This is a genomic window from Stenotrophomonas sp. (assembly GCF_059505245.1).
Map to the genome: position 1 here is coordinate 39,636 of NZ_JCACKF010000023.1, position 11,789 is coordinate 51,424.

Genomic DNA, 11,789 nt, shown 5'->3' on the forward strand with positions numbered 1-11,789 from the left:
CCCATGCCGGCACCGTGCCGGAATGAACCCTGGGAGGGGACCATGCGCAACACCTTCAAGACCCTGCTGCTGGCACTGCCGCTGTGCCTGGCCGCCCTGTCGGCCCAGGCCGCCGACGGCGCCGCCGGCCGCTGGAAGACCATCGACGACAAGACCGGCAAGGTGAAGTCGATCGTCGAGATCAGCCAAGCCGCCAACGGCACCCTGACCGGCAAGGTGGTCGACATCCTGCACTCGGACAAGGGCCCGAACCCGGTCTGCGATGGATGTGAAGGCGCCAACAGGAACAAGCCGGTGAAGGGCATGACCATCCTCTGGAACCTGAAGGCCGATGGCGCCAACAAGTGGTCCGGCGGCACCATCCTCGACCCGGCCAACGGCAAGACCTACAAGTCGAAGATGGAGCTGCAGCCGGGTGGCACCAGGCTGGACGTGTCCGGCTGCATCGCCTTCATCTGCCGCGCGCAGACCTGGCAGCGCGAATAAGCGCCCCGGCCCCCGCTTCATCCCCGTGACCCGGCCCCGGCCGGGTCACGTCGTTGCGGGCATGCGATACTCTGCGGTTCCCCTCGGCTTCACCCCGCGACCATGACCCGTACCGCGCTCGTCACCACCGCCCTGCCCTACGCCAACGGCCCGCTGCACCTGGGCCACCTGGTCGGCTACATCCAGGCCGACATCTGGGTGCGTGCGCGGCGAATGAGCGGCGGCAAGGCCTGGTTCGTCTGCGCCGACGACACCCACGGCACGCCGATCATGCTGGCCGCGGAAAAGGCCGGGGTCACCCCGGAAACCTTCATCGCCAACATCCAGGCCAGCCACGAACGTGACTTCGCCGCCTTCGGCGTGGCCTTCGACCACTACGACTCGACCAACTCGGCGGCCAACAAGGCACTGACCGAGCAGTTCTACCTGAAGCTGGAAGCGGCCGGCCACATCAGCCGCCGTTCGGTCGCCCAGTTCTACGACCCGGCCAAGGGCATGTTCCTGCCCGACCGCTACGTCAAGGGCATCTGCCCGAACTGCGGCAGCCCCGACCAGTACGGCGACAACTGCGAAGTCTGCGGCGCGACCTATGCACCGACCGACCTGAAGGAGCCGCGTTCGGTCATCTCCGGCGCCACGCCGGAAATGCGCGATTCGGAGCACTTCTTCTTCGAGGTGGGCCACTTCGATGCATTCCTGCGCGAATGGCTGGCCGGCGATGTCGCCCTGCCGGGCGTGAAGGCCAAGCTGGGTGAGTGGCTCAACGCCGAAGGTGGCCTGCGCGCGTGGGACATCTCGCGCGATGCGCCGTACTTCGGTTTCCAGATTCCCGGCCAGCCGGGCAAGTACTTCTATGTCTGGCTGGATGCGCCGATCGGCTACCTGTCCAGCTTCCAGACCCTGTGCGGCAAGCTCGGCGAGGACTTCGAAGCGCACCTGCGCGCCGGCACCGCCACCGAACTGCACCACTTCATCGGCAAGGACATCGTCAACTTCCACGGCCTGTTCTGGCCGGCGGTGCTGCACGGTACCGGCCACCGCGCGCCGACCCGCCTGCACGTCAACGGCTACCTCACCGTGGACGGTGCCAAGATGAGCAAGTCGCGCGGCACCTTCGTGATGGCGCGTACCTTCCTCGATGCCGGCCTGGAGCCGGAAGCGCTGCGCTACTACTACGCCGCCAAGTCCGGCGGTGGCGTCGACGATCTTGACCTGAACCTGGGTGATTTCATCGCCCGCGTCAACGCCGACCTGGTCGGCAAGTTCGTCAACCTGGCCAGCCGCTGCGCCGGCTTCATCAGCAAGCGCTTCGACGGCCAGCTGGCCGCGCAGCTGCCCGACGCGGCGCAGTACCAGCGCTTCGTCGACGGCCTGGCGCCGATCCGTGAAGCCTACGAGCGCAACGACCCGGCTGCGGCGATCCGCCTGACCATGACCCTGGCCGACGAAGCCAACCGCTACATCGACAACGTCAAGCCGTGGGTCATCGCCAAGCAGGAAGGCGCCGACGCGCAGCTGCAGGCCGTGTGCAGCCAGGGCCTGAACCTGTTCCGCGTGCTGGTCACCGCACTGAAGCCGGTGCTGCCGGCCACCGCCGCGCAGGCCGAGGCCTTCCTGGCCGCGCCGGTCAATGACTGGACCGAACTGGCACAGCCGCTGCTGGGCCACCGCATCACCGACTACACCCCGCTGTTCACCCGTATCGACCCGAAGAAGATTGACGCCATGATCGACGCCTCCAAGGACACCCTGCAGCCGGCCGCCGCTGCCGCCCCCGCCGCCAGGACCGACGCCGCCAAGCCGGCCACACCGGCCCCGGCCAAGGACGACGCGAAGAGTGCCGATGCTCCGGCCTATGTCGGCATCGACGATTTCGCCAAGCTCGACCTGCGCATCGGCAAGGTGCTGGTGTGCGAGTTCGTGGAAGGTTCGGACAAGCTGCTGCGCTTCGAACTGGATGCCGGCGAACTGGGCAAGCGCCAGATCTTCTCCGGCATCCGTGGCAGCTACGGCGAGCCGGAAGCCCTGGTCGGTCGCAGCGTGGTGTTCATCGCCAACCTGGCGCCGCGCAAGATGCGCTTCGGCCTGAGCGAAGGCATGATCCTGTCGGCCGGTTTCGACGGCGGCGCGCTGGCGCTGCTGGACGCCGACAGCGGCGCGCAGCCGGGCATGCCGGTCCGCTGATGCCTGCAGCGGGCGCGGCCACCGCCGCGCCTGCCGGCAGCATCGGCCAGCGGAGGCAACGCGATGGGAAGCAATGGAATGGAACTGGCGCTGTTCGACTTCGACCACACCGTGACCACCTGCGATACCTATGGCCGTTTCCTGCGCCGCGTGGCCACCGCCGAACAGCTGGCGCAGGCGTGGTGGAAGGTCGGCCCGTGGCTGGCCGCATACAAGCTGAAACTGATCTCGGCCGAACGCATCCGTGCACGCGTCACCCGCCTGACCTTCAGCAACCGCCACAGCGATGACATCGCCACGCTGGCCGCAGGCTTCTCGCGTGAGTTCCTGCCCGAGGTGGTGCGCCCGGAAATGCTGGAGCAGATCCGCTGGCACAGGGAACAGCAGCATACCGTGGTGATCGTGTCCGGCTCGCTGGACCTGTACCTGCGGCCATGGTGCGAGCAGCTGGGCCTTCAGCTGATCTGCAACCGGCTGGAAAGCCAGGACGGCCGCCTGACCGGTCGCTATGCCGGTGGCGACTGCGGCCCGCGCAAGGTCGAGCACATCCGTCGCCAGTTCGATCTGTCCCGCTACGTGCGCATCCATGCCTACGGTGACAGTTCCGAAGACAAGCTGATGCTGGCGCTGGCCCACGAGCGCTGGTTCCGTGGCAAACCCCTGAAGTAACCCCGACGCGCAGCCTTCGCCACGCATGAGCCTGATCCCGCCCCTGACCGAACGCCTCGACCGCCTGCTGCCGCAGACCCAATGCGGGCAGTGCGGCTACGACGGCTGCCGCCCGTATGCGCAGGCGATGGCGCGCGGCGAGGTGGGCGTGGACCGCTGCCCGCCGGGCGGCGATGCCGGCGCGCGCGCGCTGGCGCAGGTAATGGGCGTGCCTGCCATTCCGTTTGATCGTTCGCGTGGCGAACACAAGGTGCCGCAGGTGGCGCTGATCGTGGAAGCCGACTGCATCGGCTGCACCAAGTGCATCCAGGCCTGCCCGGTGGACGCCATCGTCGGCGGCGCCAAGTACATGCACACGGTCATCGCCGATCTGTGCACCGGTTGCGAACTGTGCATTCCGCCGTGCCCGGTGGACTGCATCGAGTTGCTGCCCCTGTAACAGGGGTCGGATCCCTTTCCGCGGGAAAGGGATCCGACCCCATCCCGCAGTTACGGCACGGCCGCTGTCACCACGATCTCGACCTTCCACTCGGCGTGGGCCAGCTTGGCTTCGAAGGTTGCGCGGGCCGGGGTCGCGCCCTCGACCACCCACTCGTCCCACGCCTTGTTCATGCCGTCGAAGTCGGCGATATCGGCCAGGAACACTTCCGCGCGCAGCACGTGCTGGCGATCACTGGCGACCAGTGCCAGCAGCTTGTCGATCTCCGCCAGCACCTGCCGGGTCTGCCCGGTGATGTCCTGGCTGGTGTCTTCCGGAATCTGGCCGGAGAGGTAGGCGACCTTGTTGTACACGGTCATTTCGGACATGCGCGGTCCGACGTCGTAACGCTCCATCATGGGCGTGGCTCCTGCGGGTGATCAGGCCTGCATTGTCCTCCAATCCGGTCGACGGTGGGTGCACGGGCACCTTCCGCGACACGTCACTACCGGGCTCCGACGGTCCCACTGGTCAAATGACGATGACAGGCGCACGATGCGCCACGCCCGCGTTGACACCGCCCTCGCCCCTCCTGCCGCACCCTTGCGCCGATGACCGTCCCCGTCGATTCCACCACTGCCCCTTCCACGCCAGCCTGGAAGCGGGTTGCCACCATCGTCATCCCGCTGCTGATCCTCGCCCTGGCCCTGCACGGCCTGGCCAACGAGTTCGACGAGCACGGCTACCGGGCCATCCGCCAGGCGTTCCGCCAGCTCAGTGGCATGCAGATCGCGCTCACCGTGGTACTCGGCCTGGCCAGTTACGCCTGCCTGATCGGCTTCGATGCCATCGGCCTGCGTCGCAGCGGCATCCGCGTGCACCCTGCGCGAGTCGGCATCACCGCGTTCCTTGCGCACACGCTGGGCCAGACCGTGGGCTTTGCCGCGTTGACCGGCGGCGCGGTGCGCCTGCGTGGCTACCGCAGCGCCGGCCTGGACCTGGCGCAGATCGGCCAGGTGGTGCTGATGAGCACGCTCGGCTTCGTGTTCGGGGCATGGCTGCTGATCAGCGTGGCACTGTGCATGGAACCTGCAGCGGCAGCGTTGGCATTGCCATTGAATCCCGATGCCGTGCGCATCGTCGGCATCGTCGCCCTGCTCGCATATCTCGGCACCGTGCTGCTGGTCGGCCGCGATGGACGGCAGTTCAGCGTGTTCGGCCATGCGTTGTGGCTGCCCGACCGCCGCACCATGATCGGCGTCACCGTGCTGAGCGTGATCGAACTGGTGCTGGCCAGTGCCGCGTTCTACGTGCTGCTGCCGGACTCCACGCCGACCGGACTGCCCGGCTTCGTCGGCCTGTACCTGGTGGCCGTGCTGGCCGGCCTGGTCTCGACCGTGCCCGCCGGCCTTGGCGTGTTCGAGTGGAGCCTGCTGAAGCTGTTACCGCAGGTGGCACCGGCGGCGGTGCTGGCAGCGGCGCTGATCTACCGCGTCACCTACTACGTGCTGCCGCTGGTGCTGGCCACCCTGCTCGCGCTCGCGCCCGCCCTGCGTCAGCCACTGCAGGCCAGCGCCGGGGCAACCCGTGCGGGTTGGAACGCGCTGCGCCCGTGGCTGCCGCAGATCATCGCGCTGGCGGTGTTCAGCATCGGCGCCGCACTGGTCATCGACGGCACGCTGCCGACGCCACGCCGTCACCTGGTCAATGCCTCGCTGCCGATCCTGGAGACCTCGCACCTGATCGGCAGCCTCAGCGGCGTCGCACTGCTGCTGATCGGCCAGGGCCTGGCCCGGCGCAGCCACGCCGCGTGGGTGCTGGCGATGGCGGTGTGCGTGATCACCCCGCTGCCGCTGTGGCTGCGGGGTGGCCAACTGTTGATCGCCGTCTCGGCAGTGCTGGTGGCGATGGCACTGTGGGCCGCACGTCGCGAGTTCTACCGCCAGGGCGCGCTGCTGGACGAAGCCTGGTCATGGCCGTGGCTGCGCAACCTCGGCCTGGTGCTGGTCGCGGTCACCTGGCTGCTGTTCTTCACCTACAGCCATGTCGAGTACCAGAACGAGCTGTGGTGGCAGTTTGCGATATCCGGCAACGCACCACGCGCGCTGCGCGCGTTGCTGGTCGTGGCGATCGCGCTGGTGATGTTCGGCCTGGCGCGGCTGCTGCACAGCACGCGCAGCCCGCTGCCAGCCGCCGACGAGGCCACGCTGCAATCACTGGCGCCGGTACTGGCCGGTGCCACCGATACCCAGGCCTGCCTGGTGCTGACCGCCGACAAGGCGGTGCTGCGCGACGAGGCGAAACAGGGCTTCGTGATGATGCAGCGCTACGGCGGTTCGCTGATCGCGATGGGCGATCCCGTCGGCCCGCCGGAGGTCGCCCGCGCATTGATCTGGCGCTTCCGCGAGGAAGCCGACCGGCTCGGCCTGCGCCCGGTGTTCTACCAGGTCGGCGAGTCCTACTGGCAGACCTACCTCGACCTGGGCCTGGGCCTGGTCAAGCTGGGCGAAGAAGCGATGGTGCCGCTGCACGATTTCGGCCTGGAAGGCCGCGAACGTGCGGACCTGCGCCAGGCCTGGAACCGCGGCAAGCGCGGCGGCCTGTCCTTCCGTGTGGCACCGGTGGAGGAAATTCCCAGCCTGCTGCCACGCCTGCACGCGATCTCCAACGCGTGGCTGGAAGACAAGGCCGGCGACGAAAAGGGCTTTTCGCTGGGCAGCTACGACCCGGATTACCTGGTGCGGTTCCCGGTGGCACTGGTCGAGGCCGAAGGCCAGATCGTGGCGTTCGCCAACCTGTGGCAGGCGCCGGCCGGTGCCGAGCTGTCGGTGGACCTGATGCGCCACGTCAACGAGGCGCCGAAGGGGACGATGGACTTCCTCTTCATCGAACTGTTCCTGTGGGGCCGCGCGCAGGGCTATGCACGCTTCTCGCTGGGCATGGCGCCACTGTCCGGGCTGGCGCAGCATCGCCTGGCCGGCCGCTGGAACCGCCTGGCCGGCCTGCTGGCGCGGCATGGCGAACGCTTCTACGGCTTCAGTGGCCTGCGCCGCTTCAAGTCGAAGTTCGACCCGCAGTGGCGGCCACGCTATCTCGCTGCGCCCGGTGGCATGCACCTGCCGGCCGCACTGCTGGATGCCACGCGCCTGATCTCGCTGGACCCGCGGCGCAACTGAAGCCCCGCACCACCAGGCATACCCGGCGCCACCTGTCGCCCGGTAGGTGTCGACCTTGGTCGACACGCTCATCCCCAAGGCGCCCTCAGCCCCAGCGCCGACCAAGGTCGGCGTCTACCAAGCGCTACATACCGCCCTTGAGGATCACTTCGGCCAAGCGGTCGTAATCACCATTGAAGTGGTGATCACCCGGCAGCTTCACCTTCTTCACACCGTCATTGGCCGGCAGGTCCGGGCACAGTGCGTCCTCATCCTTGTCGCCGTACACGCACAGCGTTTTCTCCGCCGGCAGTCTGGCCACTTCCGGCGCGATCGGCAGGCCGTCGCCGCCGCCGCCCAGCCAGTTGCTGACGTGGAACTCGAAGTCGGCCTTCTTGCCTACCGACAGCAGCACGATGCGGTCCAGCGCTGCACGGGTATCGGCATCGAGTTGGTTGATGGTCGCCGGCAGCACGTCGGCACCCTGCGAGAAACCGATCAGCATCACCTTGTCGCGGTGCCACTGCTGGCGATAGTGATCGATGATCTTCTGCAGGTCAGCAGCGAAGCCCTTCGGCGTGCGCTCGCTCCAGAAGTAGCGCAGCGAGTCGATGCCGACCACGGCCACGCCGTGCTCGTTGAGCGACGACGCCACGTCCTTGTCCAGGCCGGCCCAGCCACCATCACCGGAGACGAACACGGCCAGCGTGTCGCCGTTGCCGATCGACGGTACTTCCACCACCGGCAGGCCCTTCAGCGCGGCCGGCGGCGGTGCCAGGCTGACGCCTGCCTGCGCACCCATCACCCGCGCTGCAGCCACCAGGCCCGGTGAGGCATCACCACGCGCCGTGCGCTTGAACTCGCGCGCCATCGCCACCTGCTGCACGAAACCGCTGGCCTCGCCCGCCTTGCAGCTGTGATCACCGGCTGCACTCAACCACGGGAAGTTCAGTTCGGCGGGTTGCAGCGTGTTGCGCTTCACGCCATCGCCGCAGACCATGCGCTCGTGGTTGTGGTCCGGGCAGAAACCAGTGGTGAGCAGGCCGGCGAACACCTGCGTATCGGCCTGCGCAGCCAGCGCATAGGCCATTTCAGCGCCTTCGCCATCGCCGCCGACCAGCGGCAGGTGGTACCCGGGCAGATGCAGCGAGGCCTGCAGCCAGCGCGAGAAATTCTCGACATCGCCGGAACCGAACGAACAGGTCGGGTTGCCTTCGCGCTTGAGCACGCCGCGCAGGTGCGCGATGTCCACGGCGGCGACCATCGCACCGTCGGCACGCAGGGCCTCGATCGGCAGACGGCTGGTATCGCCACCGGGAGTCGGTTCGTGGAACCAGATCACCACCCGCTGCGGGGTACCGGCCGGCATATGCACCGGAATCTGTTCGAACCGCCCGTGGCTGAACTGCTGCACGGTCGCTGCCGCGGTTGCCGGCAGTGCGGCCAGCGCCAGCACCACGCCCATTACCCTGCCCAGCCCTGCACGCTTCATATCGCAGCCCCGATGGAATGCGCACACGATACGCTGCCTCCACGTGCACGGCACGTACCGGTGCAGGCCGTTGGGGTTTCAGCAGGCTGCGGCGCGACGACTGCGCCGATACAGCGCCAGCGCCAGATACAGCAGCCAGCCCACGATCACCACGATCACCACTTTCTGCCCCAGCCCGCGCGGCGGCCCGCCACGCCACAGCACGTGCAGCCACAACAGCACGAAAGCCAGCCAAGCCCAGCCCCAGAGCAGGCCGGCGGCGGATTGCCAGCCCGGTTCGCGGCGCAGGTACCAGGCCTGCAGCAGCATGCCGACGCTGGCACACAGGAACGCGGTGTTGGCCGCCAACCCGTGGATGAACGGTGCCAGCAGCGGGGTTGCTTCGGGCAGCCAGCTGTCACCGATGGCGACCGTGGCCAGGCCCAGCGCCGAGACCGTGAACAGCAGCGGCGCCGCCGCGCTGCGCCGCGGGCCGATGCTGCCGCGATAAAGGGCGATGCCGAGCAGGGTGATCGCCAGTGCCAGCAGGCAGTACGCCGCACGCAACGCCAGCCCCCACGGCCCGTGCAGGTAGAGGCTGAGCGTGGCCCGCACCCAGTCCAGGTCGGTGCGTGCGAACTGGGTCCACAGCGCGGTAACCAAGAACAGAACCAGGGCTGCCAGCGCCAGCAGCGCCGCCGGACGCGCGCGGCTCATGCGGAGGCCTCCGGGTGCCGCGCCTGCCATTCGGCCAACGCCTTGCGATAGCGCTGCAGCTCGTCGGCATACAGGTCCAGCACGCACAGCGGGCAACCGCTGCCACAGCATTCGTTGGGACCGGGCTCTTCCGGCGGCAGCGGACGGGGATCGGGATCAGGGACGGACACGGTTGGAAGCGGCAATCGGTGGAAACGGGCCCCAGTGTAGCGGGCTGGCTCAGCGACCCAGCTGCCGCCGCAGGTTGTCGCGCGCGGCCGCGTCGAGGCGCTGGTGGAAGAACTCGCTGAGGAAGATGCGCGGTGCGCGCAGCAGGCCCTGCAGGAAACGGCGGCGGCCAGCGCGATACAGGAAGCCCGGCACCACGCCCTTGTACTCTTCGGCCACGCCCCGGTCATAGGCGGTGAACACCGGTTCCGGCGCGGCCAGGATCGCCATGTCGCAGTCCAGGAACAGCGCGGCCTCGGCATCGACATCGTCCGGGCCGAGCGCGCCATGGCGGGCGGTCAGCAGGATCAGCTGCTCGACCCGGGCGGCATCGACAGCGGCGAGTTCCGGCGCCTGCGTGATCGCCTGCAGGGCCATCTGCGCCGAACGTGCTTCGTTGTCCTTTCGCCCCGCCACGTAGATCGCATCGTGGTAGAGCACGGCCAGGTAGACCTCGGCCGGCTGCTGCCAGCCGGGGCCGTCGGCAACCTCCTGGCAGTGCTGCAGCACCGCGCGCACGTGGCCGAAGTGATGGTAGGCGCGTGGTGGCGTTGCATAGCTGTCCTGCAGCGCCTGCCACTGCGCCGGAGCGAGCGTCAGCGGGGAAAAGTCCATGCCCGGATCATCCCGCCTGCGCGGTTGACGGGCAAGCTGTCGCTTTTTTCACCACGTCCTCACAACGCCCTTCGCACTAGGCCGCAACGCGGTTGTCCACAGCTTTCCCGAGCGCTGGTCCACACCGGTTGTGGATGAACGTGCGGACCGACCAACGGTCGCTGCAGCGGTGCGCGCACAGGTCTACACTCGCCTCAGGCGGGAGCGCCCGCCGCTGCCGGGAGCCGTCATGTACCGTCCTGCCGCCCGATTCGTTCTGCTCGCACTGGCCGCATTGGCAGCACCGTCCGCGATCGCACAGGATCATCCGGGAACGGCCGCGCCGCTGGCCGTTGCCAGCACCACCACTCCGGCGATGCCGACGCCGCAGCAGGTGTTCGCGATTCCACCGGCGATGCGCGACATGCTGCGCACGCAGGTGATCAATCACGGTTACTCCCGCGAGCAGCGCCTGCAGGCGCTGGTGGAGATGATCTTCGACCGCCACGGCCTGGACCTGCAGTACGACGCCGATGCGACCTTCACCGTCAGCGAGATCTGGCAGCAGCGGCGCGCCAACTGCCTGGCCTTTACCCTGATGTTCGTCGCGCTGGCACGCGAAGCCGGCATCCAGGCACGCGTGCAGGAAGTCGGCCAGGTCGTGTCGTGGTACCAGGACCAGGCCCAGGGCCTGGTCTACAGCGTCGGCCACGTCAATGCCGGGGTCGGCTTCGCCGGCCGCTTCGCCACCGTCGATCTGGATCGCAACGTGCTGTACGACCGCCGCGGGCCGCTGCCGATCAGCCAGGCACGGGCATTGGCACACTTCTACAACAACCGCGGCGCCGAACGCATGGCCAGCGGCGATCTGGTGGGTGCACGCACCTTCTTCAATGCCGCGCTGGCACAGGACAACAGCTTCGCCGCCACCTGGAACAACCTGGGCGTGCTGGAAAACCGTACGGGCGATACCGCCGCCGCGCGCCGGGCATTGGAAACGGCGCTGCGACTGGACGGCCGCCAGGACGCTGCACTGACCAACGCCAGCGCGCTGTACCGGAAGCTGGGCATGATCATGCAGGCGCAGGCGCTGGAGCAGCGCCTGCAGTCGGTGCAGCGCGAGGATCCGTTCGCGCAGTACATGCTCGGCGCCGAGGCCGAACGCGCCGGCCGACTGGATCAGGCGATCCGCTATTACCGGCAGGCCGTGCGCCTGTACGACACCGCACACCAGTTCCACTTCGGGCTGGCGCGGGCCTATTTCCTGGCCGGCCAGCTCAAGCGCGCCGATCGTGAACTGCTGCGCGCGCAGGCGCTGGGCGGTGCCCCGCAGCAGGCGCGCTACCAGGCCAAGCTGGACAGCCTGGCCCGCTGGCGCGCACAGCAGCAGGCCAGGCGCTGAAGGCCGGTCAGGCCTTCTTGAGGAAGCAGGTCTTCAGGACCAGGCCCTTGATCTTGTCCGAGTTGCCTTCGATGTGCTCGGCATCGTCCTCGACCAGGCGGATGTTGCGGATCACGGTGCCCTGCTTGAGCGGGATCGAGGAACCCTTCACCTTCAGGTCCTTGATCACGGTGACGGTGTCACCGGCCTGCAGGGTATTGCCGTTGCTGTCACGCACGACCAGGGTCGAACCGGCACTTTCCTCGGCGGTCCATTCGAAGCCGCAGTCGGCGCAGATCCACAGCGCGCCATCGGCATAGGTGTTTTCCAGGGTGCACTGCGGGCAGGCGGGGGCAGAAGACATCAGCAAGTACCTCAAAGTGAATCAACAGCCGCCATTGTAACCGCCCGGCTCGCCTGCCCTTTTCCGGGCGGCGCCCGGCTCCCGGCTTGACCCGATCCGGCCTGCCGATACGGAATGGGAGGCCGCAGGAACTTGCAGTCGGC

General features: G+C 68.1%; 12 protein-coding genes. 6 read left to right on the top strand and 6 right to left on the bottom strand.

Annotation, left to right across the window (positions count from 1 at the left end; genetic code table 11):
- Positions 1–42: 42 nt before the first annotated feature.
- The 4 genes from AC5JLE_RS10025 (at position 43) to rnfB (ending at position 3,778) form a co-directional block, all read left to right on the top strand.
- A complete protein-coding gene (locus tag AC5JLE_RS10025) occupies positions 43–486 on the top strand; it encodes a DUF2147 domain-containing protein (RefSeq protein WP_032958676.1) in 444 nt (147 codons plus the stop codon).
- Positions 487–588: 102 nt separating this feature from the next.
- On the top strand, positions 589–2,670 hold the full coding sequence (gene metG, locus AC5JLE_RS10030) for a methionine--tRNA ligase (RefSeq protein WP_164110717.1): 2,082 nt from the start codon (positions 589–591) through the stop codon (positions 2,668–2,670).
- A 78-nt stretch (positions 2,671–2,748) separates the two neighbouring features.
- The gene (locus AC5JLE_RS10035) at positions 2,749–3,339 is read left to right on the top strand and encodes an HAD family hydrolase (RefSeq protein WP_262217131.1); all 591 of its coding nucleotides are present in this window, start codon (positions 2,749–2,751) and stop codon (positions 3,337–3,339) included.
- Positions 3,340–3,364: 25 nt separating this feature from the next.
- Positions 3,365–3,778, top strand: coding sequence for an Rnf electron transport complex subunit RnfB (gene rnfB, locus AC5JLE_RS10040; RefSeq protein WP_164110719.1), 414 nt, complete (start codon positions 3,365–3,367; stop codon positions 3,776–3,778).
- A gap of 50 nt (positions 3,779–3,828) precedes the next feature.
- On the opposite strand, the gene AC5JLE_RS10045 is transcribed toward rnfB, so the two are convergent.
- Positions 3,829–4,176 carry a RidA family protein gene (locus AC5JLE_RS10045; RefSeq protein WP_005418155.1) on the bottom strand — a complete coding sequence of 116 codons (348 nt, stop codon included), beginning with the start codon at positions 4,174–4,176 and terminating at the stop codon, positions 3,829–3,831.
- A 192-nt stretch (positions 4,177–4,368) separates the two neighbouring features.
- Between AC5JLE_RS10045 and mprF the strand changes: the two genes are divergently transcribed.
- Positions 4,369–6,933, top strand: a complete 2,565-nt coding sequence (gene mprF, locus AC5JLE_RS10050; RefSeq protein WP_014647963.1) for a bifunctional lysylphosphatidylglycerol flippase/synthetase MprF — start codon at positions 4,369–4,371, stop codon at positions 6,931–6,933.
- A gap of 124 nt (positions 6,934–7,057) precedes the next feature.
- Here mprF and AC5JLE_RS10055 read toward each other — a convergent pair whose 3' ends face one another.
- The 4 genes from AC5JLE_RS10055 to AC5JLE_RS10070 form a co-directional block, all read right to left on the bottom strand.
- Positions 7,058–8,404 (bottom strand): virulence factor family protein, encoded by a 1,347-nt coding sequence (locus AC5JLE_RS10055; protein ID WP_496065262.1) that lies wholly within the window; start codon positions 8,402–8,404, stop codon positions 7,058–7,060.
- Between the two features lie 78 nt (positions 8,405–8,482).
- The gene (locus AC5JLE_RS10060) at positions 8,483–9,100 is read right to left on the bottom strand and encodes a DUF998 domain-containing protein (RefSeq protein WP_014647965.1); all 618 of its coding nucleotides are present in this window, start codon (positions 9,098–9,100) and stop codon (positions 8,483–8,485) included.
- On the bottom strand, positions 9,097–9,270 hold the full coding sequence (locus AC5JLE_RS10065) for an oxidoreductase-like domain-containing protein (protein ID WP_032958663.1): 174 nt from the start codon (positions 9,268–9,270) through the stop codon (positions 9,097–9,099). The genes AC5JLE_RS10060 and AC5JLE_RS10065 overlap by 4 nt, the downstream gene beginning before the upstream one ends.
- A 49-nt stretch (positions 9,271–9,319) precedes the next feature.
- On the bottom strand, positions 9,320–9,922 hold the full coding sequence (locus tag AC5JLE_RS10070) for an HD domain-containing protein (protein WP_014647966.1): 603 nt from the start codon (positions 9,920–9,922) through the stop codon (positions 9,320–9,322).
- A 229-nt stretch (positions 9,923–10,151) separates the two neighbouring features.
- On the opposite strand from AC5JLE_RS10070, the gene AC5JLE_RS10075 reads away from it, so the two are divergent.
- Entirely contained in the window at positions 10,152–11,303 is a 1,152-nt protein-coding gene (locus tag AC5JLE_RS10075) for a tetratricopeptide repeat protein (protein WP_134966276.1), read from the top strand.
- A 7-nt stretch (positions 11,304–11,310) separates the two neighbouring features.
- Here AC5JLE_RS10075 and AC5JLE_RS10080 read toward each other — a convergent pair whose 3' ends face one another.
- Positions 11,311–11,646 (bottom strand): zinc ribbon domain-containing protein YjdM, encoded by a 336-nt coding sequence (locus AC5JLE_RS10080; RefSeq protein ID WP_010482882.1) that lies wholly within the window; start codon positions 11,644–11,646, stop codon positions 11,311–11,313.
- Positions 11,647–11,789 lie beyond the last annotated feature (143 nt).